Source organism: Streptomyces cinnabarinus, assembly GCF_027270315.1.
GTDB classification, from domain to species: domain Bacteria; phylum Actinomycetota; class Actinomycetes; order Streptomycetales; family Streptomycetaceae; genus Streptomyces; species Streptomyces cinnabarinus.
In genome coordinates, this window is sequence record NZ_CP114413.1 from 8,670,016 (window position 1) to 8,692,951 (window position 22,936).

Annotated in this window: 22 protein-coding genes; 7 read left to right on the forward strand and 15 right to left on the reverse strand. The window is 70.2% G+C overall.

Annotation, left to right across the window (positions count from 1 at the left end):
- Positions 1-115: 115 nt before the first annotated feature.
- A complete protein-coding gene (locus tag STRCI_RS39110) occupies positions 116-823 on the reverse strand; it encodes a helix-turn-helix transcriptional regulator (RefSeq protein WP_269664759.1) in 708 nt (235 codons plus the stop codon).
- A gap of 83 nt (positions 824-906) precedes the next feature.
- Here STRCI_RS39110 and STRCI_RS39115 point away from each other — a divergent pair, with 83 nt between their 5' ends.
- On the forward strand, positions 907-1,344 hold the full coding sequence (locus tag STRCI_RS39115) for a hypothetical protein (RefSeq protein ID WP_269663755.1): 438 nt from the start codon (positions 907-909) through the stop codon (positions 1,342-1,344).
- Positions 1,345-1,430: 86 nt separating this feature from the next.
- Positions 1,431-2,468, forward strand: coding sequence for a LacI family DNA-binding transcriptional regulator (locus STRCI_RS39120; protein WP_269663756.1), 1,038 nt, complete (start codon positions 1,431-1,433; stop codon positions 2,466-2,468).
- 83 nt (positions 2,469-2,551) lie between these two features.
- On the opposite strand, the gene STRCI_RS39125 is transcribed toward STRCI_RS39120, so the two are convergent.
- Positions 2,552-3,625: a DUF1996 domain-containing protein gene (locus STRCI_RS39125; RefSeq protein ID WP_269663757.1), complete on the reverse strand. Its 1,074-nt coding sequence runs from the start codon at positions 3,623-3,625 to the stop codon at positions 2,552-2,554.
- Positions 3,626-3,636: 11 nt separating this feature from the next.
- Positions 3,637-5,811, reverse strand: a complete 2,175-nt coding sequence (locus STRCI_RS39130; protein ID WP_269663758.1) for a discoidin domain-containing protein — start codon at positions 5,809-5,811, stop codon at positions 3,637-3,639.
- A 242-nt stretch (positions 5,812-6,053) separates the two neighbouring features.
- Between STRCI_RS39130 and STRCI_RS39135 the strand changes: the two genes are divergently transcribed.
- Positions 6,054-8,534 (forward strand): glycoside hydrolase family 3 C-terminal domain-containing protein, encoded by a 2,481-nt coding sequence (locus STRCI_RS39135; protein ID WP_269663759.1) that lies wholly within the window; start codon positions 6,054-6,056, stop codon positions 8,532-8,534.
- Between the two features lie 47 nt (positions 8,535-8,581).
- On the opposite strand, the gene STRCI_RS39140 is transcribed toward STRCI_RS39135, so the two are convergent.
- The 4 genes from STRCI_RS39140 to STRCI_RS39155 form a co-directional block, all read right to left on the reverse strand.
- Positions 8,582-9,208: a TetR/AcrR family transcriptional regulator gene (locus tag STRCI_RS39140; protein ID WP_269663760.1), complete on the reverse strand. Its 627-nt coding sequence runs from the start codon at positions 9,206-9,208 to the stop codon at positions 8,582-8,584.
- A gap of 63 nt (positions 9,209-9,271) precedes the next feature.
- Positions 9,272-10,207 (reverse strand): SDR family NAD(P)-dependent oxidoreductase, encoded by a 936-nt coding sequence (locus tag STRCI_RS39145; RefSeq protein WP_269663761.1) that lies wholly within the window; start codon positions 10,205-10,207, stop codon positions 9,272-9,274.
- A gap of 165 nt (positions 10,208-10,372) precedes the next feature.
- Positions 10,373-10,957 (reverse strand): DUF305 domain-containing protein, encoded by a 585-nt coding sequence (locus STRCI_RS39150; protein WP_269663762.1) that lies wholly within the window; start codon positions 10,955-10,957, stop codon positions 10,373-10,375.
- A gap of 58 nt (positions 10,958-11,015) precedes the next feature.
- Positions 11,016-11,951, reverse strand: a complete 936-nt coding sequence (locus STRCI_RS39155) for a DUF1996 domain-containing protein (RefSeq protein ID WP_418953423.1) — start codon at positions 11,949-11,951, stop codon at positions 11,016-11,018.
- A gap of 275 nt (positions 11,952-12,226) precedes the next feature.
- Between STRCI_RS39155 and STRCI_RS39160 the strand changes: the two genes are divergently transcribed.
- Positions 12,227-13,228: a LacI family DNA-binding transcriptional regulator gene (locus tag STRCI_RS39160; RefSeq protein ID WP_269663763.1), complete on the forward strand. Its 1,002-nt coding sequence runs from the start codon at positions 12,227-12,229 to the stop codon at positions 13,226-13,228.
- Between the two features lie 22 nt (positions 13,229-13,250).
- Here STRCI_RS39160 and STRCI_RS39165 read toward each other — a convergent pair whose 3' ends face one another.
- The 3 genes from STRCI_RS39165 to STRCI_RS39175 all read right to left on the reverse strand — a co-directional run bounded on the left by STRCI_RS39165 (position 13,251) and on the right by STRCI_RS39175 (position 15,645).
- Entirely contained in the window at positions 13,251-14,195 is a 945-nt protein-coding gene (locus STRCI_RS39165) for a C45 family autoproteolytic acyltransferase/hydrolase (RefSeq protein ID WP_269663764.1), read from the reverse strand.
- A gap of 70 nt (positions 14,196-14,265) precedes the next feature.
- Positions 14,266-14,712: a hypothetical protein gene (locus STRCI_RS39170; RefSeq protein ID WP_269663765.1), complete on the reverse strand. Its 447-nt coding sequence runs from the start codon at positions 14,710-14,712 to the stop codon at positions 14,266-14,268.
- 105 nt (positions 14,713-14,817) lie between these two features.
- Positions 14,818-15,645: an alkaline phosphatase PhoX gene (locus STRCI_RS39175; protein WP_269664761.1), complete on the reverse strand. Its 828-nt coding sequence runs from the start codon at positions 15,643-15,645 to the stop codon at positions 14,818-14,820.
- Between STRCI_RS39175 and STRCI_RS39180 the strand changes: the two genes are divergently transcribed.
- Positions 15,640-16,080, forward strand: a complete 441-nt coding sequence (locus STRCI_RS39180) for a hypothetical protein (protein ID WP_269663766.1) — start codon at positions 15,640-15,642, stop codon at positions 16,078-16,080. The two genes, STRCI_RS39175 and STRCI_RS39180, sit on opposite strands and share 6 nt — an antisense overlap.
- A 73-nt stretch (positions 16,081-16,153) precedes the next feature.
- Here STRCI_RS39180 and STRCI_RS39185 read toward each other — a convergent pair whose 3' ends face one another.
- Entirely contained in the window at positions 16,154-17,653 is a 1,500-nt protein-coding gene (locus STRCI_RS39185; RefSeq protein ID WP_269663767.1) for a S1 RNA-binding domain-containing protein, read from the reverse strand.
- 188 nt (positions 17,654-17,841) lie between these two features.
- Entirely contained in the window at positions 17,842-18,165 is a 324-nt protein-coding gene (locus tag STRCI_RS39190; RefSeq protein ID WP_269663768.1) for an antibiotic biosynthesis monooxygenase family protein, read from the reverse strand.
- A 392-nt stretch (positions 18,166-18,557) separates the two neighbouring features.
- On the opposite strand from STRCI_RS39190, the gene STRCI_RS39195 reads away from it, so the two are divergent.
- Positions 18,558-20,081 carry a fused MFS/spermidine synthase gene (locus STRCI_RS39195; RefSeq protein ID WP_269663769.1) on the forward strand — a complete coding sequence of 508 codons (1,524 nt, stop codon included), beginning with the start codon at positions 18,558-18,560 and terminating at the stop codon, positions 20,079-20,081.
- 36 nt (positions 20,082-20,117) lie between these two features.
- Here STRCI_RS39195 and STRCI_RS39200 read toward each other — a convergent pair whose 3' ends face one another.
- Positions 20,118-20,747 (reverse strand): helix-turn-helix domain-containing protein, encoded by a 630-nt coding sequence (locus STRCI_RS39200; RefSeq protein ID WP_269663770.1) that lies wholly within the window; start codon positions 20,745-20,747, stop codon positions 20,118-20,120.
- Positions 20,748-20,971: 224 nt separating this feature from the next.
- Here STRCI_RS39200 and STRCI_RS39205 point away from each other — a divergent pair, with 224 nt between their 5' ends.
- Positions 20,972-21,499 carry a DUF1062 domain-containing protein gene (locus STRCI_RS39205; protein ID WP_269663771.1) on the forward strand — a complete coding sequence of 176 codons (528 nt, stop codon included), beginning with the start codon at positions 20,972-20,974 and terminating at the stop codon, positions 21,497-21,499.
- Positions 21,500-21,570: 71 nt separating this feature from the next.
- Here the strand turns inward: STRCI_RS39205 and STRCI_RS39210 are convergent, their stop codons facing one another.
- Positions 21,571-22,269: a class F sortase gene (locus STRCI_RS39210; RefSeq protein ID WP_418953424.1), complete on the reverse strand. Its 699-nt coding sequence runs from the start codon at positions 22,267-22,269 to the stop codon at positions 21,571-21,573.
- 118 nt (positions 22,270-22,387) lie between these two features.
- Positions 22,388-22,798, reverse strand: coding sequence for a hypothetical protein (locus STRCI_RS39215; RefSeq protein ID WP_269663772.1), 411 nt, complete (start codon positions 22,796-22,798; stop codon positions 22,388-22,390).
- Positions 22,799-22,936: the final 138 nt, after the last annotated feature.

Here is a 22,936-nt window from a genome sequence, read left to right on the forward strand (position 1 = left end):
GCGATCCCCCTGTCGCAAATGGTCGCGTGGCGTGGAACCTTCCCTGCGAAGGAGGACACGGCGTCGGGCGGAACGGTTCCGCAGGGTCGCCGAGGGGCCCGCGGTCCGTGATGCTTCAGGACGGGCGAGCCGTGGTGCGCGGTGACGGAGCCGGTTCCAGGCGGACGCAGCAGCGTCCGGGGCTCGGCGCCAGATGTGCCTGGAGCGTGCTCTCGTCGAGCCCGTCCAGTACGCCGCGCAGCAGGTGGAGGTTCATGCCGCACACCGTCTGGGTGTGCTCGCGGGCGAGCGCGTGGAAGGGGCAGTTGCCCAGGACGACCGCGTCACCCTCGGCGCGGGGCTCGAAGCCGTGCTCGTCGAGGACGGTGAACGCGTCCGCCCCGTCCGCCCCGGCGATCTGTGTGCCGAGCTCATGCGCCTTCCGGTGCAGGACCGTACGGACCGCTTCGCCGGTGGCCTCGGACTCCTCCAGCGCCTGGGCGAGCAGTCGTCCGGCCAGCTCGTACTGGCGTTCCGGGAGGCTGACGGAGAACTCCCTGGCGGAGCGCTTGTAGAGCTTGGCGGGCCGGCCCGCGCCGGGGCCGGTGCGTCCGCTGCGCCGCTCGTAGACGACGTCCAGCAGCGATTCGTCGGCCAGGCGGTCGAGGTGGAACGCCACGGTCTTGCGGGCGAGGCCGAGGGCCTCGGCGGCTTCGTCACGGCTGACCGGGCTCGTCCGGCGTACGACGTGGTCGTAGAGCCTCCGGCGGGTCGGCTCGTCGAGCGCGGCGACGGCGGAGACGTCGGGACGGGGACGGGTTTCCTTCGGGCGGTCCACGATCACCAGTGTAAAACCCACGGCTATTGACTAAAGAGATTCCCCGCGCTTCTATTGCTAATAAGGGTTGCCTATAGAAGGAGGGCGTCATGTCGTCCGCGACCACAACCCCAGCCACCACCGCCCACGGGCGAGGAACGCTCGCCGATCCCGCCTACCAGGCGTTTCTCATCCTGCGGGTGGGATTCACCGTGGCGCCGATCCTGTTCGGCCTGGACAAGTTCGCCAACCTCCTCGTCGACTGGCCCGGCTACCTCGCGCCCTGGATCAACGACGTCGTCCCCGGCACCGCCCAGCAGGCCATGTACGCCGTCGGCGTGATCGAGATCGTCGCGGGCCTCGTCGTCGCCTTCGCCCCCAGCTTCGGGGGCTGGCTGGTCGCCGGGTGGCTGGCCGGCATCATCGTCAACCTGCTGACCATCCCCGACTACTACGACATCGCGCTGCGCGACTTCGGTCTCCTGCTCGGCGCGGTCGCCCTCGCCCGGCTCGCCCAGCGCTACCAGGGCAAGGGGTCGTCCAGCTGACGGGGGGCGGGAGCCCCAAAAGAGCGGGTGGGCTCCGTAGTGGGAGAGCGCTCCCCCAAGCGCCGCCCACCGGGTAGGGTGCGGGCATGATCAGGCGGCTGCCCACCCTGGAGGACGTCGCTCGGGAGGCGGGGGTCTCGCGGGCGACCGTATCCCGGGTCATCAACGGGGTGCGGAACGTCGATCCCGACATCCAGAGCGCGGTGCGCGACGCGGTCGCGCGTACCGGGTACTCACCGAACAGGGCCGCGCGTTCCCTGGTCACCCGGCGGGCCGAGACCATCGCACTCGTCGTCTCCGGCGCGGGCGAACCCGAGGGCGAGAAGGGTTCGTTCGCCGCCCGGATGCTCGCGGACCCCTTCTTCGGCCGGGTCGCCGGAGGAGTGATCGACTTTCTGCGCCCCCGCTCGATGCACCCGGTGCTGATGTTCGCGGACTCCGAGGCGACCCGCGCCGAAGTGGTGGCCTATCTGCGACAGGGCAGCGCGGACGGCGCGCTGGTCGTCTCCACGCACGCGGAGGACCCGCTCCCGGAGCTGCTCGCCGAAGCGGCCCTGCCCTGCGTGCTGTTCGCGCGCCCGGCCCGCCCCGTCCCGGTCAGCTACGTGGACCTGGCCCACGCCGATGGCGGCCGACTGGCCGCGGAACATCTGCTGGCCCGGGGCTGCCGGCGGCTGGCGACGGTCACCGGGCCGCTGGACGTACCCGCCGGGCAGGACCGGCTCGCCGGGTTCCGGGACGCACTGGCGCGGCGCGGTCACCCGTACATCCCGATCGCCGAGGGCGGCTTCACCTACGACAGCGGCGCCGCGGCGATGGCGCGACTGCTGGCCGAACACCCGCAGATCGACGGGGTGTTCGTCGCCAACGACCTGATGGCGCAGGGTGCCTGCGAGGTGCTGCGGGAGGGCGGCAGGCGAGTGCCGGAGGACGTGGCCGTGGTCGGGTTCGACGACTCCAGCGCGGCTCTTGCCTGCCGGCCGACGCTGACCACCGTCCGCCAGCCGATGGAGGAGATGGCGGGCACGATGGCGCAGTTGCTCCAGGAGCACATCGAAGGAGCCCGCACCGAGCCCACGTCGGTCATCTTCGAACCGGAGCTGGTGGTCCGCGCGTCGGCGTGAGGGACGACGGCGGATGCCCGGCCCGTTGCGCAGCGGGGACTTGAAGGCGCAACGAACCGGGCGGTCAAGGGAGTTGGTGAAGGTCAGGGCAGCCGGTAGTCGGGGCCCAGCGCCGCGCCCGCCTCCGGATGTGTCTCGTCGTAGCCGCGGGCGTCGCACTGCAGGCCACCCACGACGCAGTGGTCGACCAGGGCCTTCAGCGTCGGCTCGTGCCAGGCGTTGAAGAAGTCGTAGTGGAACGAGTAGCCGCGCCCGCTCGCCAGCCGGACCTGCGACATGTCACCGTCCACCGGGAACGCCATCTTGAACTCGACCATCGGCAGTGCCACCGGATGGCTTGCCGGACAGACGTTGTTGTTCGTGCCGGGTTTGACGACCGGGTAGGCCAGGTGGCTCTTGTGGTCCGGCGTGTCCAGATAGCGGCCGTCCCAGCAACTCGGCGACTGCATACGGATGTTGAGCTGAGTGCCCGTGGGGCAGTTCTGCGGGAAGTCGACGTTGCGGTAGCTGTCGCCGCACTCCCAGCCCTCCACCCACCCACGGTGGTCACGGAACTCCTCCGCGCTCTGCATCGGGCTGCCGACCACGAACCGCAGCCCCTTGGGGAACGGCCGCACGCTGGTGTAGTCGGTGACACCCGTCTTGTAGTAGATGACCTGAGGCCCGGTCGGCAGCACCTTGCGGTTGCCCTTGTACAGCGACGGCATCCAGTACGCCGATGAGTCGCCCGGCGCCTTGCAGGTGGTGGTACCGCCGTACAGGGAGGCGGTCGTGCTCCGCGCGTCGGTGGAGGTGTTGCCCATGAACGTGTGGTCGTGGGAGCTGCCCGGCTGGTTCGGGTAGACGATCGGGTCGTCGGGCGCGGTGTGCGTGACCGCGCAGTTGGCCTGGAACTCGTGGAAGTAGCGGGGTGGTGGCTCCTTGTCCGACGGGGTGACTCCGGTGACCGGCGGGTTCGCCGGGATGTAGCCGTCGCCGTCCGGATCGTCACCGGACGGCACCGCGGACAAGGCCATGGTGTGGCCCGCGTGTGCGGAGGCCGCGGCCGAAGTCGTGTCGGGCCCGTCGGCCAGCGCGGTCGATCCCACCCCGAGCAGGGTGGCGATCAGCGCGGTGGTGATGAGCAGAGCGGGGAGGGGCTTGGAACGTCGTCTCATGAGGACTCCAGTCAGCGGTAGATGCCGAACTCGTACAGGGAGTAGCCCCAGCCGGTGCCGCGCTGGGTCAGCTGCAGCCGCACATGGCGGGCCGTCGTCGCGGCGAACTCGATGCCGTCCACATCCCCGTCGCCGCTCGTAGTCGCGTGCACCGTGCGCCAGTTGCCGCCGTCGTCGGACACCTGCACCTCGTAGGCCTTGCCGTAGGCGGGGTCCCACACGAGCTGGACCTTGCTGACCGTGGTGGGGGCGCCCAGATCCACCGCGATCCACTGCGGGTCGCTCCAGTCACTGGCCCAGCGGGTGCCCATGTTCCCGTCGGCAGCCCTGGCGGGCGCACAGGGGCAGTCGCCGTACTCCTTCTGGTACGACGAGGCCGTGGCTGGCCGGTTCAGGGCCAGGTTGGGACCGGCGACGGGCGGCGGCACGACCTTGACCGACCTGGTCTCGATACCGGCGTTGCCGTGACCGTCCTCCGACTGGAGGTAGACCTTCCAGACGCCCAGCTTCTGCGGCGCGGTGACGGCGAAGGTGCCGTTGCCGGTGGACCGCCACTGGGCCTCGACGAGGCGCTTGTCGTTGCCCGCGTAGTTGGCGCTGAGGAAGATCTTGTGCGTGAGCGTGTCGTTGTCCGGGTCGCGGACGTCGGCGCGGACGGTGAACTCCCGCCCGGCGGGCGCGGATCCGGCGGGGGACACCGCCATGTCGCTGATCACCGGCGGGGTGTTGTCGCCCGCGGTGGAGCCCGCGTAGGCCTGCTTGACGGCGTAGTACGACAGCCGCTTCAGCCCGTCGGGACGCAGGTTGAACCAGATGCCGCCGAAGTCGTGCTCGGTGCCGTAGTGGAAGAGCGTGGCGCCGAGCGCGACGCCCTGGTGTCCGGTGACGCAGTTCCACGCCTTGGTGTAGCCGTCGCGCTTCTGCACGTCGGTGGGCTCGTCCGGCACGCCGTTGGCGTCGTCCGGCACCTCCCACTCACCGGCCGGACCGCCCTCGGTGATGATGTACGGCTTGGTGTAGCCACCCTCTTCCCAGCGCTGGCGGACGCCGCAGAGATCGCCGTAGGCGTTGACCGCGTACAGGTCGAGGTCGGGCGCGTTGCGCTTGTAGTACGGCCAGGCGCCGGTCCACGCGTCGGTGGAGGTGACCGGGTGGTCGGGGTCGATCGAGTGGATCCGCTTGGCGACGTCGTTGACGAACGTCGTGTACGCGTTGCGCTGGCGCTCCAACTCCTCGCCGCTGTAGCAGTTCTGCAGGCCGAGCACGGATTCGTTGCCGACGTTCCACAGCAGGGTGGCTGGGTGACTCTTGTACGTCTCGACCCACTTGGCGAACTCGGTCAGCATGGCGCTCTTGTACGCCGCGTCCGTCACGTAGTTGACGCAGCCGCCGCTGCCGGGCCCGCCACCAGGTTGGAGCCAGAAGCCGTTGATGACGCGGATGCCGTTGGCCGCGGCCTCGTCGAGCAGCGGCTTGGTGGAGCCGTCCGTGCCCCAGGTGCGGATGGTGTTGGCGCCCATGGACCTGACGTCCGGCAGGTACTTCGCCGCGTCCGCGACGGAGGGGCCCCAGGTGAGGCCCTTGATGGTGTAGGGGCGGCCGTCCACGCTCAGCTGCCAGTTGCCCGGCGTGCCGGTCACCTTGACCGCGCCGCCGGAGGACGGTGGGTCCTCGCCGGCGGCGCCGTAGACCTGGAGCTCCCACAGCGAGTAGCCGTAGGCGCCGGGCCGGGCCGTGCCGTACATCCGCACATACCGGCCGGAGCCGGAGACGGTGAGTTCGTCGGTGCCGCCGTTTCCGTCGGTCACCGAGGTCAGGGTCCGCCAGTCGGTGCCGTTGTCGGAGGCCTGGATCTGGTACGCCTTGCCGTAGGCCGCCTCCCAGGTCAGTATCACGCGGCTGAGGTTCTTGCGGTCGCCGAGGTCGACCTGGATCCACTGCGGGTCGCTCCATTGGCTGGCCCACCTGGTGCCGGTGAGATCGCCGTCGACGGCGGCGGAGGCGGGGAAGGCGCCGCCCTCGGCGGAGGAGGCGGTGGCGGTCCGGCCCTGGGACAGCAGGGTGTCGGCGGCTTGGGCGGCCGGCGCCGTCAGGACGGTCAACGTCGAGGCCAGTAGGGCGAGGAGGGTGAGAAGGAGGGTTCCGGCGCGGGTGCGCGCGAGGACATGGGTGTGGGGTCTGAACACGTTCTCTCCTGAACGAAGGAGGGGCTCGGCGTCCCGTGCCGATGGGAGAGCGCTCTCCCGGAGCCTGGCGCGCGGACATGGGCCTGTCAATCCATTGGGCGTCAACTCCTTAATTCCGAGGTGCTGTTGATGTTGGTGAGGTCTTCTGGGGCTTGCAGGTCATCTCCGTTGACAGAAGGTGCTGCTTTTCCGCACCATTCGGAGAGCGCTCTCCCATATCGGGGACCGCCACAGGGGGTGGAATGACAGACGAAGAACTCACGCGGCTGGCCGACAAACTGGACCTGCGGCAGAAGGTACGGCTGCTCACCGGCGCCACCACCTGGCGCACGCACGCCGAACCGGTCATCGGCCTGGCCGGGATGACGACCTCCGACGGTCCGGCGGGCGTCCGGGGCGAGGCGTGGGACGAGCGCGACACGTCCCTGCTGCTGCCCTCGGCCTCGGCGCTGGGCGCGATGTGGGACGAGGCGCTGGTCGAGCGGCTGGGCGGGCTCCTGGCCGCGGAGGCGCGGCGCAAGGGCGTGGACATCGTCCTCGCGCCGACCCTCAACCTGCACCGCTCCCCGCTGGGCGGCCGCCACTTCGAGTGCTTCGCCGAGGACCCGCGGCTCACCGGCCGCACGGGGGCCGCCCTGATCCGCGGTATCCAGCGGCACGGCGTCGCGGCCACCGCCAAGCACTACGTGGCCAATGACTCCGAGACCGAGCGGCTGACCGCGGACATCCAGGTCGGCGAGCGGGCGCTGCGCGAGGTGTACCTGGCGCCCTTCGAGGCGGCGGTGGCGGCCGGGGTGCGGGCCGTGATGACCGGGTACAACGGCGTCAACGGCACCACGATGACGCAGAATCCGCTGCTGGCCGACCCGCTCAAGAGCGAGTGGGGCTTCGACGGCGTGGTCGTCTCGGACTGGGGCGCGGTGCGCACCACGGCACCCAGCGCCCGTGCCGCCCTCGACCTGGCGATGCCCGGACCCGACGGCCCCTGGGCGGACGCCCTGCTGAACGCCGTACAGGACGGTTCGGTTCCGCCCGAAGCGGTCGACGACAAGGTCCGCCGGCTGCTGCGGCTCGCCGACCGGGTGGGCGCGCTGGGTGAGCCGACGCGGCGCACGCCCGAGCCACTGCCGCCCTCCGACGCCCGCCAGTTGCTGCGCCGAGCGGTCGCCGCCGGGTCGGTGCTGCTGCACAACCGAGACGTACTCCCTTTGGACCGCGGCGAGTTGGGCACTCTCGCGGTGATCGGCGCGCACGCCACCCAGCCGCGCACACAGGGCGGCGGCAGCGCGGGTGTCTTCCCGCCCGGAGTGGTGACCCCGCTGGACGGCATCCGCCGTGCACTGCACGGCAGGACGCGCATCGTGCACCTGCCGGGCCCGGACCTCGACGCCCCTCCAGCACCGCTGGACGAGACGCGCTGCCGCAACCCGCGCAGTGACGCACCCGGGGTGCTGCTCCGAGTGCTCGACGCGGAAGGCCGCGAACTCCACGTCGAACACCGGCTGTCCGGACGCCAGTTGGAACCGCCGCTGCCGCCCGGCGCGCACACCGTCGAGATCAGCGCCGTACTGCCGTCCGGTACCGGGGGCCAATGGTGCTTCGGCGTCGGCGGGTTCGGCCGGATGACGCTCACGGTGGACGGCCGAGACCTGGTGGAGGGCGTGTTCCCGCCACTCACCGACGACCCGGCCGTCCGGCACGTCAACCCGCCCTGCCAGTATGGTCGGACCGTGCTTCCGGCCGGGCAGGACACGCACGTCGTGGCCCGCCGCGAACTCGCCCCCGGCACCGGCCGGGCCACTCTGCTCACCGCCGCCCAGCCCGCCCCCGACCCGGACGCCGCCATCGCCGCCGCGGCCGAAGCGGCACGCCGGGCGGACGCGGCGGTGGTGGTCGTGGGCACCACGGAACACAGCGAGTCCGAGGGCTACGACCGTACGACGCTGGCACTGCCCGGCCGCCAGGACGACCTGGTGTCCGCGGTGTGCGCGGCGAACCCGCGCACAGTGGTCGTCCTGAACACCGGCAGCCCCGTGGAACTGCCCTGGCGGGCGGCGGCCGGCGCGGTACTGCTGACCTGGTTCCCGGGACAGGAGGGCGGCGCCGGAATCGCCGACGTGCTGTTCGGAGAGGCCGAGCCCGGCGGGCGCCTGCCCACCACCTGGGGCGCCACGCTCACCGAGGCTCCGGTCAGCCGGACCCGGCCCGAGAACGGGGTGCTCGACTACACCGAAGGACTGCACATCGGCTACCGGGCATGGCTGCGGACCGGCCGTGAACCCGCGTACTGGTTCGGGCACGGACTGGGCTACACGACCTGGGCGTACGAGGACCTGACGGTCCGCGCCGCGGAGCCGGACGAGGCGACCCTCCAGGAAGGCGCCCCTGCTCCCTGCAGGGTCCGCGTGCGCGTCCGCAACACGGGTCGCCGCCGGGGCCGCGAGGTGGTCCAGGTGTACCTGGCCCGCCCCGCCTCACGGCTGGACCGGCCGCGTCGTTGGCTCGCCGGATACGCGTGCGTCGAGGCGGATCCGGGTGACGCGGTCACCGTGCCGGTGCCTGTGCCGCTGCGCGCGTTTCAGCACTGGTGCGAAGCAACCGGGAGTTGGCGCGTCGAGCCGGGGGAGTGGCAGGTGCTGGCGGGCCGGTCAGCAGGGGATCTGCCGCTGCGCGGCACGGTGGACGGGCGCGGCCTCGGGACGGGGTGGGCGCGGGAGAGTTGAGGCGATCCGCGGGTTCAGCAGAACGCGAACGACAGGATCTCCGCTGCTCAGCTGCCGCTGGGACGGCGATAGGCGCCGTGCCACCAGATCTGGGCGAGTTCGCGGGCGAAGACCTTGTCGCCGCTGCCGTCGTCGACGCGGATGTGGTGGGCGATCGCCTGGGCGCCGCCCCAGACGATGATGCGGCTGGCCGCGACCGCGTCGAGGTCGGTCGGGGTGAGCCCGGCAGCCTGGTCGGAGAGCAGGGACTGCAGGGCCGTCTCGTCGAATCCTTCGAGGTCGGCCGTGTAGAAGTCGTCCACCGTGGAGTCGTAGGCCGCCGCCTCGCGGACCGCGGTGATCACGCTCTGGTGGGCGCGGTGGATCCTGACCACGTCCTCGAAGAACTGGGCGAGCCGGTCGGGGCCGGCGGACGGGTCCCACTGCTGTGCGAGCGCCAGCAGTGATTCCCGCAGATCGTTGGTGAGCCGCACCAGGACGTCGGTCTTGCTCTGGAAGTGCGCGTAGAACGTGGCTCGGGAGACCTTGGCCTCCTCCAGGATCCGCTGGACGCTGATCTCGGAGAAGGCCTCGCCCGAGTCGAGGAGCCGCTGAAGGGTGGACATGACCTGGGCCACGGTCGCAGCCGAGCGTGCCGCATGGTGGTCGGCCTGGCGTCGGGTCACTGGTCGCATCGGGAACCTTCTGGTGTGTCTTCGTCCTTGTTCGCCGCACGCGGCTTCACGGAGCGCGGTGGATCAGCGCACCACGGGCAGAGCGTAGTCCCACAGCCGATCGGCGGCGGCGGGGTCCACCGACCACTGCGCCACTCCGGCCATCACCTCGGCGCCGCCGTCCACGACCTCGGATTCCTGGTTGTCCTCGAAATACCGCCCGGTCACGCCCTTGAGGAACGGCGACGCGGCCAGGAGCACCGCGGTGGCGGCGCCCTGAGCGGGGGTCTTGTAGTAGTCGGGGGTGATGAGGTTGCCGTCCGCGTCCATGGCGCCGAGGGACTGCAGGGTGGCCTTGTCGAGGTGACGGGCCAGGTTGGTGTGGATCCAGCCCGGCGCGCAGGCGTTGGCGGCGATGCCGTCCTCCGCCCACCGCCGGCTGATTCCGACGGCCAGCAGCACGTCGGCGGTCTTCGACCGCGCGTAGGCGACGAACGGGTCGTAGGGGTGCCGTTCGAACTGCGGGTCGTCGAAGTCGAAGCCCGCGCGCAGCTGCGCACCGGAGCTGACCACGACGACACGCGGGTCCTCGGCATCCTTCAGAGCGGAGTGCAGGCCTACGACCAGGCCGAAGTGACCGAGGTAGTTGGTGGCGAGCTGCATCTCCCAGCCCTGCGCGTTGACCTGCCGGGTCGGGAGCATCATCACCCCGGCGTTGGCGACGATGCCGTCGAGCGGCCCGCTCCACCCGTCGCAGAAGGCGTGGACGGAGTCCAGGTCGCCGAGGTCGAGCGCGATGGCCCGCGTCTCCGGGAACTCGTCGAGCAGCGGCTTGGCGGACTCGGGGTTCCTCGTGGCCACGGTCACCTGCGCTCCGGCGCCGGCGAGCGCCCGCACCGTCTCGGCGCCGAGACCCGAGGAGCCTCCGGTGACGATCATCCGGCGGCCGCGCAGATCGACCCCGTCGAGCACCTCCGCGGCGGTGGCGCGCATTCCGAACGGAGTGGTTGTCAGCGTCATGGCCTGTGTTCCTGCCTTCAGAAGGGGTGGTTGCTTCCTGGCTGGTGGCGCTCGTCGAGCAGCACTGCGTCGCGGCGCCGTGGAAGTAACCATACACGGTGTTCAGACACGCTGACTGATGTAGCTGTGCGACTTCGGATCGCTACGCGAGGTGACCTCCTTCGGTCAAGCGGACCCTAGGCGTCGCCGGGCGTCGGCTGCGGACGTACCCGTGGCCAGGGCCGCCTTCTTCACTTCCTTGCTGGTGTCCGCCGTCCGCACGCTCGCCGCCAACTTCCGTGCCTGGGCGAGATGTTCGAGCAGAGCGGAGCGCAACAGGCGGTCGAAGCGGGGGCCTTGGGCGGTCTCCAGGGCCCGCAGCTCCTGGGCGTTGACCATGCCGGGCATGTCGTGGCCCTCGTGCGGGTTGTCGTCCGGTACGCCGCCCTCGGTCAGCAGGGCTCGAAGGGTGGCCAGCTCCGAGCGGTGGTGCTCGGCGACGTCGGCCGCCCAGACCTTCAGGTCCGTACTGCCGCTCCGCTCCGGTGCGAGCTGAAGGATGTGCCGCGCCTGGTCGTCCATCGCGATCATGAGCTGTAACCACCCGATGTCGGCGGCAGTGAGTCCGCTGGGCGGGGCGCTCGTGCTCGCCCGACTCCCTGAGTCCGGACGGGACGGCTGCGGAGAACCCGCGCACCCCGACACGGCGAGCGCGCACAGCAGAGCGGCGAGAAGGACCTTCTTCGGTCCGCCGGCCACGAAGTCTGTCATCGCTGCTCCTTGGCTCGATTGCCGTGCCGGGGCGACTTGATGGGTGAGAGGTCAGTGCTCAGGAGGGGTTGCCGTCCGCTCCGCACTTGACGATGACGTTGATGCAGTTGGTGACCCGGCGGGCGAGCTCGTTCTCGGGCCAGGCGTTGAAGAAGTCACCGTGCATCGTGTACCCGGGTCCGGATGCCAGCCGTAGCCCTTGAGTGCTCCCCGAGACCGGGTAGCGCAGCACCTGGCGGAGTTTCGGCACCGGCACCGGATGGCTGGCCGGGCATGCGCCGTTGACCGGGTAGGACATGTGGCTCTTGTGGTCGGGGGCGTCCAGGTCCGTGCCGTTCCAGCACTGCGGGAAGTCCAGGTAGGACTCCAGCATCGATCCCGCCGGACAGTTCACGAAGTCCTTCGAGGGATTGACCTCGCCGTGGTGCAGGCACGACCAACGAGCCACCGAGGTGGGGTCGTTGACGCCCGTGGCCTTGGCGTTGCCGGCCACGATCCGCAGTCCCAGCGGGAACGGCCGGATGCGCTGGATGATGTCGTCCCGCACGCCTTCACCCAGGTAGTAGAAGGTGGTGCCGGTGGGCTCCACGGGCTGATCGTTGCGGTACATCGTGGGCACCCAGTACGACGACGTGTCCACCGCGGGACTGCAGGTGGACGACGAGCCCAGCAGCTCGGTGACATCGGTGTGCGCGTCCGTCGCCCGGCTGCCGAAGAAACTGTGCATGTGAGAGGCCCCGGGGAGGCCGGGGAAGACGATGGGATCGTCGGGGAGTCGGTGGCTGTACGGGCACTCGGCGAGGAACTCCGCTACGCGGACCACCTGGGCGGCCTGGGGAGCGGCGTTGAGCTCCGTGGCCTCGGTCGCGCTGCCGGGTGTGGCCGCGCCGCTGTACAAGGTGGCGAGCAGCAGGCCTAACGCCGCCAGGGCGGTGGACCAAGCGCGACGCCGACGGGGGCGGTCTGCGGGTGGGCGAGGAAAAGTCCTCAACACAGCACTCCTCCTGAGGAAGTGGTGGGGGCTGACTCCCGGAACCGGTTCCGGAACCGGTTCCGGGATTGGCGCGAGTGAACGGCAGATGTCATGTCGTCGTCAATACTTCTCGTAGTGATTGGTACATTCCTGCGCCCGGATGCCTTCAACAAGTGACGTCACGACCGGTACGCCGCGCTGGTCCGCGAGCCGTGCGAGGGCGGACCGGAAGCTCGTCCGCGAGACCTCGACATAGGCTGTTGACGTCGCAGTAGTGCGCGGGGGGAAGGGGTGCCATGCGGGTCACCATCGCCGACGTGGCTCGGATCGCCGGGGTGAGCAAGACCACCGTCTCGCGCGTGCTCAACACGCGTGACGAGGTGGACCATTCAACCCGGGCTCACGTCCGGGAGGTCATCGACCGGCTGGGGTACGTGCCGAGTTCCGGCGCGGTGGGGCTGGCCCGGGGGAGCAGCCGTACCGTCGGCATGCTGGTGCCCTCGCTGACCTGGCCCTGGATGGGGGAGGTCCTCCAGGGAGTCGTCGACACCGTCGAGGCGGCCGGGTTCGGCCTGTTGCTGTTCACCTGCAACCGGGGCGCTGACTCGGTCGAGCGGTTCACCAGCCAGGTCTCCGCGCGCGCCTTCGACGGACTGCTGGCGGTGGAGCCCGAGAACACCCTGGAGATGCTGGCGGCGCTGCACCGCAAAGGACTGCCGGTGGTACTGATCGACGATCGCGGTCGGCATCCCGAGTTTCCCCACGTCACCGCGGCGAACCACGAGGGCGGCGCCGCGGCGGCACGCCATCTGCTGGGCATAGGGCGGCGCAGGCCACTCGTGCTCACCGGGCCACTGCGCTTCGGCTGCGTACGCGACCGGCTCGACGGCTTCGAACGCGCATACGTCGAAGGCGGCTGCCCCCTGGACCCCTCACTCGTCGTCGAAGGCGACTTCACCGAGGCCGACGGGCGCGAGACCGTTCACCGTCTGCTCGGCGAAGGGCGCGACTTCGACGCCGTGTTCGCGCACAACGACCTCGCGGCCGTCGGGGCACTGTCAGCGCTGCGCGCGGCCGGCCGACGCGTCCCCGACGACGTGGCCGTCATCGGCTTCGACGACATTCCGATGGCCGCCCTGCTGCACCCCTCCCTCACCACGGTCCGGCAACCGATGAGAACGATGGGCGAGACCGCGGCGCGCATGCTCCTCGCGCTGCTGACGGGTGAGGAGTTGGCCGAGCCGACCGCCGTGCTGTCGACCTCGGTCGTCATCCGCCAGTCCACGATGGGCACTTGACCACCGCCTGCTGCCGAGGCTGTCAGCCGGACCGGCCGAAGCTCACGGTACGCAGGCCGGGGGCGAAGCCATCGAAGGACTGTTCCCAGGACTCGTCAGGCCAGTGGTAGGTCACTCGCCCCTCGGAAGGTTCGTAGAGGGCGGTGTAGACCGTCCCCAACCCCTCGGCGTACGCGGACTGATACAGCGGCGGCTTCAGCATCGCCGCTACGTCCGTCCCCGCGGCGCGAATGGCTCTGAGCCGCTCCTGGGTGCGGGAGAACCGCTCCTGCTCGTCCGGCACCGGCAGATGCTGGTGGTTGGCGGCACAGGCGTCCGGTGTTTCGGACAACGGGATGTCGGGCCCCACGAACACCGTCGCGGCCCGCTCGCGGTCGACGAGCGTGACGTTCTGCGGGATGGCGACGGGTATCGTCCGCAGCTTGCCGATCGCCTCGTCGACGGTCTCGCAGGTCTCCAGGAGATAGCGCAGCACGATGAGGATCGCGAAGCCCGGCCCGTGCACGAACCGCCCGCCGAAGGTGAGCGAGACCGCCAGCCCGGCGTCGTTCATTCCGTCCAGCAGTCCCCAGCCGGCATCCTGCATTCCGATGACGGGCCGGAGAAAATGGGACGAGACGATGGTGCCTTCGCAATCGGCGGGGTCGAAGTCGTAGTTGCGCAGCAGAGTGCCGTTGCCGCCGATCTGAGTGCAGCCCGAGAAGAACGGCTTGATCGTCGCCAGCGTGAGGAAGGCTTCGCCCCCGGGCCGGTCCAACTGGTCGGCGAGCCGGTCGAGTACCCGGACCAACTCCGGCATGTGGGCCTCGAACATCCGCCGAGCACGCGCCGCGCCCTCCGCCGTCCTGCCCTCCTCCGTCATCCAGCCTTCCGTCGCCGGCCACAGGGCCTGAGTATGAGCGGCCCAACGCCCGTCACTGCCGTCACCGACTTCGATGGCGCGAAAGGCCATCCGCTGCTGGCTCATGACTGGCGCTCCCTTTGGCTGTCGGGTGTGGCGGCAACGTTGCCAATTTCGCGGCCAATTCACCAGAGGGTTACTGAACGTCGGAGGACGCGAGCCGGACGAATTGTTGTACGGCGTCACGTGCTTGCTGGGCGAGTGCGTCGAATTCCGTCTCGTCGGGTGCTGTGTGCAACCTGGCCGTCAAATGGTGAGCATGTTGTGCGGCGTCGTTCGTCGTCGGGCCGCTCGCGATCAACTGGACCCGGAACAGCGCGTGGAGGGAACGGGCGCGAAGGCGGTACGACTCCATGCGCGCTTCGAAACAAGCCGGGCCGTCCGGGTCCTCACTGGTGCGGTGCCAGCGGTCGGCCTGACCCCGCCTGAACTCGGTCACCGCTCCGGCGAAGTCGCTGTACACCGTCATCCGCTCCGAGCGGAGCTGCTGTTGAGACGCGAACCTCTCGTTGCGTTCGGTAGCCCGGCGCTGAAAGAGCTGCGTCATGCCGACGCCGAGCAGTGTCCCCAGGACTGCGATCAAGGTCGAGAGAGCACCGTCCACAGGAGCACAACACCACGAGATGTCACGGGCGACCAGACGGCCGGCAGACCCGTACCGGCCGAGCAGTGCCTCCGCCGCGCCCGTCTACGCTCTGGGCCGCCGCACGGACAGCACCACCGAACGCCGCTCCTGAACAGCTCCGGGAGTGCAGGCGGCGACGAAGATCTGTCTGTTGTCGTCGGCGACTGCCACCGCGGTGAGCTCGGCCCCCTGCCGGGCAGTCACCACCCGCCGGGTGGTGCCGCTGGCGGTGTTGACCGAGACCAACTCGTCGCTGGGCGTGCCCTCGGCCTCCAGCACGGCCCACAGGTGTCCTTGAGCGTCGTACTGAAGATCGCGCACCGTAGGGGCCCGCTCTGTCTGCGGCTCGGCGGAGATCTGCCGCAGGCCCTGTCCGGACAGTTCCTCGTCGGACCAGAGGAAGGCGGTCGCGGTGGGATCACCGCCGTGTTCGCGCAGCCGGATCAGATTTCCGGCGAGTGAGGGCATCGCGACTCCGGTGATCCGGGAACGGGAGCCACTGCCGGTGGCCTCGCATCCGACCGCACGGCGCGCGCCGAGCGCGCACACGACCTGGCGGGCCGTGGTACCGCTGCCGACCGCGATCCTGCCGGGGGGGGGCAGCGGCGTCGCGCCCGCCCCGTCCGCCGCGAGGCGCGTGCGGAGCAGCACGTCGGCCTGGTCCTCCCATCCGTTGGCGCGGATCAGCGGCCCCCGGCCGTACACCAGAGGCAGCCACTCGCCCCGGCCGTCCGGATACAGCCGGGCCACATGCAGCACCCCATGGTCGAGCGACCGTCCGGCTCGCTTGTCGCTGACTAATTTGTAGAGGTACTCGCCGTGCTCGCCGTCCCCGGTGTAGACGACGGCGCGGTTGTGTGAAGCGGTCTCGCGGCCAGGCCAGCGATGCAGGTGTCCGTCGCCGCCTACGCGGTCGGACGCGGCACGCCGGACGCGGCGGCACTGCTGTACTCGGCCTCCAACTGCACCAGTCTGGTGGGAGGCTGGGCCTACGGAGCATGGCGTGGGGACGGCTCACCCCGGCACCGTCAGGCCGCGGCCGCCGCCTGCCTCGCCCTCACAAGTCTCCCGCTGACCGTCCTCGACGCGCCCCTCGCGGTCGGCGCCACCCTCGCCCTGACCGGACTCGCCGTGCCGGTCCTGCTGATCCTCGCCTCCGTCCTCACCGAGTCATCGGTCCCACGCGCCGTCCTCACGCAGGCGTTCACCTGGGGCAACTCCGCCAGCGCGGCGGGATCGGCGGGCGCAGCGGCGCTGGCGGGCGAGTGGTGGACGCGGGCGGTGCGCACGGCGGCTTCGGTGTGGCGGGCGGGGCCGCGGTGGTGATGACGGTCTTGGCGCTCTGCGGTCTGCGGGGCTCCTCCGTGCGCCCATGACCGCAATGGGCGGCCCGGGTTGCTCATGCCCCTTCGTGCGCGATGGCCTGCCGATGGGAGAGAGCGATGCGTCGTCTGGCCGGATCGACGTCGAGGACCCTCACGACGAGCGGGTCGCCGACCTGGACCACGTCCTCGGGGTGGGAAACGGCCTCCTCGGACAACTCGGCGTTGTGGACGAGCCCTTCGAGTCCGTCCTCTCGGTCCTCGACACGGACGAAGGCACCGAACGGGACGAGTTTGGTCACGACACCGGTCACGACGTGGCCGACCTGCCCGGCGAACTGCTCCATCGGATCCGTGTCCAACGCCTTCAACGACAGCGACACACGCTCTCTCATCATGTCGACGTCGAGAACCTCGGCCGAGATCTCCTGTCCGACGCTCACGACGTCGGAGGGGTGACTGAAGCGCCTCCAGGACAGCTCCGTAATGTTGATCATCGCCGTGAAACCGCCGATGTCCACGAACGTGCCACCGAAGTCGGCGATCTCCTGGACCGTGCCGGTGACGGTCTGCCCCGGCCGGAGGGTCTTGAGAAAGGCCCAACTCCGGTCGCTGGGGGTCTGTTCGGTCCTCCACCGGGCCCGTAGCACGCCGTCACTGTCGGGCAGCACGGCCGTGAAGAGCGGGTGGCGTGAGTCGAGGGCCAGGGGCAGGGCGGCAGCGGCCCGAGCGCCCGCCACCCGGGCGGCCAGTGCGGCGTAGTCGGTTTCGTCGGCGACCGTGCTGGTGATCACCCCGTCCCCGTCCTCCCACACGAACTCCACCGAGCCGTCGTGGGGGAGCGCGGCGAGAACGGCCGCCACGTCGTCGGACAGGTCCGGCCAGACGGTCAGCATGGCGCGAGGGGTGAGCCTGGCGCGTACCGCGTCGAGGCCGGTCTCCGTGAGGCGGTGCCAGCGGGAGCCGTTGTCGACGTACCCCTCCTCCAATACGGCCGCCTCGCCCGTCAGGACGGACCAGTGCAAGCGGGCCCAGAAGTCCTCGTCGGCGGGGCGCTGTACGCCGGGCTCGTCCAAGTCCGGTTCGTAGGGCGATGCCTCCAGCCGTTCCGGGAAGAGGCCCAGTGCCCGGGTGCGTGCGAGGGCGCTCTCGCAGGGCCTGTCGGTCCTCACATACACGTACTGGTCCCACCCGACGTGCACGGCGAACCGGTCCTCGGCCTCCAGACGGCACCACGCGCCGTGGTCGCGCAGCATGGCCCGCACCAGCTCCAGAGCGGTGGAGAGGGGGACCTCCGCGCCGTCGTGGAATCCGGTGAGATCGGGCGGGAAGAGACCGAGCAGGCCGTGGCCTTCTACGGCCGGTTCCAGACCGAAGTGGGGGAAGCCGGTGATCTGCGGCTCGCGAATGGCCAGACGGTCGATGCCTGAGGCCGCCGCGAAGGCGGCGACAGCCTCCAAGTAGGCCGACTCCGTTGCCCCGTGGTCGCTGGCGGTCTCCTCGGCGCCGATGTATTCGCCGTGCTCGTCCCGGTCCGCGGGGTCGTACTTGGTGATCTGGTGGACGAAAGGCGGCACACTGCTCCCTGATCCCGTGACCTGGACGAGTTGGGCCGGAGTGACACCGCCCGAATCGCTTTGCGGGCACGAGGCTACTGGGGCGGTGCGGGGGACCGGACAGCCGGATGTGGAACGCCCGGACCACGGACGCTCCACATCCACGCGTCAGGCAGCCAGCCGTCGGATTGAGCGATCCGAGACGGTGACTACTTGGGCTGCTCGCGACGATCGAGCACGTCGAAGTGCACTGACTGCTTGTCGAAGTCCGAGAGCACTGCCTGCGCGGCCGCCGGCACGTGCGCCGTCTTGTAGTCCTCGCCCATGAACGCCCGTACGGAGTCGAGTGTGTCGAACCACATCAGGGTCATGAACTCGACGTCGTTCTCCCGTTCGCGTCGCACCAGGTCGATCGAGAGGAACCCCGGGATGCGCCGCGCCTCTATCCCGGGAATGACCTGACCCCGGACGATGCGCTCGTACGCGTCGGCGTTCTCGTTCGTGGTCCAGCCCCGCCACATACGACAGATCATGTTCCGAGCGTATGGGTGCCCTGGCGGCCGGACAAGGTCTGTGATGATCGCTCCGGAGGCGGGAGAGTTCCCTGAAGCCGGGCGACACCTGCCAGGTGGGAATGGAGCGAAGCATGCCGCGGCCGTCGCCCGGGCCACGGGGACCGGCAACCACGCAGAGGGACTGCGACGTTGGACCCGCCTCACCCTCGAAAGCCGCCCCGCGTCAACTGACCGCACTGCCCGGCCCCGCCGCCCTGCCCGGTAGGTGCCACAACCGTGCGGCCGGAGCTCCGGCGCTGGTCAGCGCGCGCCCGTCGGCCGGTGCGCCCATCCCCCGAGTGCGGTAGCCAGTTACCGACGGCCCCTCTCAACTCCTGTGTGCGGATGGGCCGCATGGAAGGATGCCGTGCGTGACCGGATTGTCTTCGTCGCCCGTCGCCCGGGACAGGCCCCGCGAAAACGGCCTGAGTTCCCGTGCGGCCGCCGCGCTCGTGTTCTCCGCCTCCGCCGCGGTCCTCGTGGTCGAGATCGTCTCCCTACGGCTGCTGGCTCCCTACCTCGGTCTGACCCTGGAGACCAGCACCATGGTCATCGGCATCGCCCTCACGGCGATCGCCGCAGGTTCCTGGCTGGGCGGGCGCCTCGCCGACCTGGTCAGTCCACGTCGGCTCCTCGGCCCCTCGCTGGGGGTGTCCGGAGCGGTCGTGGCCCTGATCCCCGCCGTACTGCGCACCACGGCGGAGTGGGCACCGGCGCTGCTCTTCCTGATCGCGGCGCTGACCATCCTCGTACCGGGCGCGCTGCTGTCCGCGGTGACGCCGGTCGTGACCAAGCTGCGCCTGACCAGCCTCGCCGAGACCGGAACGGTGGTCGGCCGACTGTCCGGCGTCAGCACGGTGGGCGCCATCGTCGGCACCGTCGTCACCGGCTTCGTGCTGGTGGCGCGGTTCCCGGTCAGCGGCATCCTGATCGGCCTCGGGGTGCTGCTGGTGGTCGGCTCGGCGCTGGTGGAGTGGCGGGCGCGCGGCTGGAGCGGTGTCCCGGCCCTGACACTGGTGGTCGTCGCGGGCGGCCTCGCCACCACGGTCGCGCCCGGGGGCTGCGACATCGAGACCCGGTACCACTGCGCAAGGGTCGTCGCGGACCCCGACCGGGAGAGCGGCCGCATCCTGGTCCTGGACGGCGTGCGGCACTCCTACGTCGACGTCGCCGACCCGACCTTCCTGAAGTTCGCGTACGTGCGCGCCATCGCGTCGGTGGTCGACGCCGCGTTTCCCGAAGGCGAGCCGCTCGCCGCCTACCACTTGGGCGGCGGCGGACTCACCTTCCCCCGCTATCTCGGGGCCACCCGGCCCGGGACGCGCAGCCTTGTCTCCGAGATCGACAGCGGCGTCGTACGCATCAACCGCGACCAGCTCGGGCTGGGGGCACGAGCCGACATCGACGTACGCGCCGAGGACGGCAGGATCGGCCTGCGGCGACTGGACGCCGACAGCCGCGACCTCGTCGTCGGCGACGCCTTCGGGGGCGTCAGCGTGCCGTGGCACCTCACCACGAAGGAAGCGATGACGGACATACGGCGGGTGCTCGACGAGGACGGCCTGTACGTCGCCAACCTCATCGATCACGGTGAACTGGCCTTCGCCCGTGCCGAAGTGGCCACCCTCAGCGAGGTCTTCGAGCACGTCGCCCTCGTCGGCGAACCCACCGACATCGGCCTCGACCCGACCGCCACCCCCAAAGGCGGCAACCTGGTCGTGCTCGCCTCCAACCGCCCCGTCGACCTCCCCGCAACCCAGGAATCGCTGGACGCCCGCAAGACCGGCTGGAAGATCGCCACCGGCGACGACCTCACCTCCTGGATCGACGACGCCCAACTCCTCACCGACGACTACGCACCCGTCGACCAGCTCCTTGAGCCGTACGGCCCATGAAGCGCGCCGGCCGAGTGTCCGGCCCGCTCGGGCCTGTCAGCACCGCGTACTGCTGTCGTCGAGTCCGGCGATGACTCTGACGTCCGCTTCGGACATGCCCAGAGCCTTGGCGATCTCCTGGACGAGAAGCGGGTCCGGGTTGTGCCTTCCGTTGCGGAGCATGTGGATGGTGGACATCGACCGTGCGGTTTCCCGTGCCATCACCTTGACCGGAATCCCGCGCAGGTCCATCAACGCGGTGAGCACCCGCGCGAACGGATGCGGCTCCATTCGCCCAGCGGGGGCAATGGCAGGGCCAAGGACCATGTCGCCGATCTTTGCCTGAAACCGGATCAGCCGGTCGCCCGCGAACCCGACCTTCGCGACGAAGGGCAGGGTGTCACCACCGCCGGAACCGACCGTGCCGGGCACTGACACCTCGGTGAACCTCGAAGGGTGACCGTGGTGATCGCTCTCGATCTCCAGGGGAAGCGCCGGCTCGACGTGACTGACCTTCCAGTCGCGGTTCCACCACGGGAGTTCCTGCAGCACCTCGTTGAAGAACGGGGGCAGAACAGCGAGATCCACCGGGTCCGGAGGGTTCTTCTGACCTCCCCAGATGACGTCGGGCCAGTACGTCAGTGCCGCGACCACGTCCACCGTCAGCGTGCGGTTGGCAATCTCCATGCCGCACTCTCTCACCGCGCCCGGAAAACCGGTGGAACGGCGTCGGCCTGCGCCCGTACCGTGCTGCCGCACCGAAGTTGTCCAGTCAAGGACGGGCCGTTGTACACCCTGTGAGACCCCCCGAGAGCTGATCTGTCGCGCGTCGCGCAGCTGCGCCGCGCCTCTTCCTGCTGCGGTCTTCTCACTGAAACCGGTGTACTTCTGTGCTCAACACCTGGCTTGTCATGCCCACCTGCCTGCCGCTCGTGCAGCGCCGTTGCCACACGTGCGCGTCCACGCGCTTCCGGGCGAGCGGAAAATTCCGCGTCAACGCCCACCACAAGCTCATCGACGCCTGGCTCCTGGTGCTCTGCACGGGGTGCGGGGAAACGGCGAAGCTCACGGTTCTGGAGCGGGCGCAGGTGCGCTCGGTACGACCCGAGCTGCTGGACCGGCTGCACGGCAACGACCTCGGTCTGACAGCTGAGCTGCTGCAGGATCCGGGCCTGCAGCGTCGTAATCACACCGCCCTCGACTGGACGGGCGCCTGGCGCCTCGACACTGGCGGATCGGATCACCTGGACCGTGAGGTGATCGACGTCTCGGTCCGCTTCGCGGCACGCATCCCGGTCCGGCCGGTGCGACTGATCGCCGACGGCTGCGGTCTCTCCCGGGCCGAGGTCGAGCGTTTGATCAGGGCGGGCAACCTCGTCTCGGCAACCCGGCTGAGCGGCAGGCTCACCGGTGACTTCACCTTCACCCTCAAGCGCTGAGCCCTGCACGGGCGCGGGATGCCTGAGCATGCAGGGAACTCTGGGCAGCGCCGGAGCCGAGTGCCCACCCGCTACTTGAGGTGGGCGAAGACGACGAGGTTGTCGGTGTAGTCCTTGGCCGTGCGGTCGTAGTCGCCCGCGCAGGTGATGAGGCGGACCTGGGCCGAGCGCGTGTCGGCGTAGACCCGATCGTCGGGGAAGTCGTCCTTGGCGAAGGTCTCGACGCTGTCGACGACGAAGGAGGCCTTTCGTCCGTCGGCGCGTTCGACGTGGAAGGGGTCACCCTTCTTCAGCTCGGAGAGCTCGGCGAAGACGGCGGGTGCGGTGGCGGTGTCGACGTGCCCGGCGATGACGGAGGTTCCGGTCTCCCCGGGGGTGGGTCCCTTGGCGAACCAGCCGACGAGGTTGGTGTTGTCGGCGGGCGGGGCATTGAGTTGTCCCGTCCGGCCGATGGCGAGGTCGGTGAAGGGGGCGTCGACGGAGATCTTCGGGATGAGCAGCCGTACGGGCTTGGACCGGGGCAGGTGCTTGGGTGCCGACCGGCCGCCCGCGGGCTGTCCGGCCGCCTGACCTGCGGGCGGTGCCGATGCGGTGGCCCGTGCCGAGGGTGGCGGGCCGGCGGTCGTGGACGGCTCGTCGTCGCTGAAGACGATCATGGCCAGCACCGCGAGGGCGGCGGCCGACATGACCAGCACGCGGCCGCGGAACTTCGACTTCGCCCGGGCCGGATCGGTGGCGGCGTCGGCATCGGGGGAGGGACGAGCGGTCATGGGGAGTCCACCTCACCTGGACACAGCAGCGGAGCGCAAAGGGGCGGTCAATCGGGGGCCACAGGGCCGCCACGCGGCGCACGCGTGGCGGCCGCGGTGGCTATGACGTCGGGCATGGTCAGGCCGCGCCGCCGGTGGCCTTACGGCGACGCGCCGCGTACAGGCCGGTGCCGGCGACCGCCAGGACCGCCAGCCCGCCCGCGGTCACCGTGGGCGTGGCCAGGCCGCCGCCTCCGGTGTGCATACCGCCCTTGGGCTTGTGGTGGTCGCCCTTCCAGGAGTCGTGGTCGCGCTCACCCTTCCAGGAGTCGTCCGTGTGCTTGCCGCCCCAGTCGTCCTCCTTCTCGTGCTTCTTGTCGCCCCAGGAGTCCTCGCCGTCGTTGCCGTAGTCCCGGCCGCCGTCGTGCTCCCTGCTGTAGGAGGAGTCCTCGTGGTCCCGGTCGTGCTCTTCGGCGAAGGCGCCGGGAGCACCCAGGAGCAGGACGGCCGAGGCCCCCGTGGTGGCGAGCAGCGTGCGTACAGAAAGCATCTGAGATCCCTCTCTGCCGAGGGGCGGGTGGCTGACGTGGTATCAACTCGATCTGGTCCCGCCTCGACGTGATCCACGGTCAGCGGGGAACCCGGCCACCGCCACTCGGGACGACCCGCCGGGTGACGGACCGTCGGC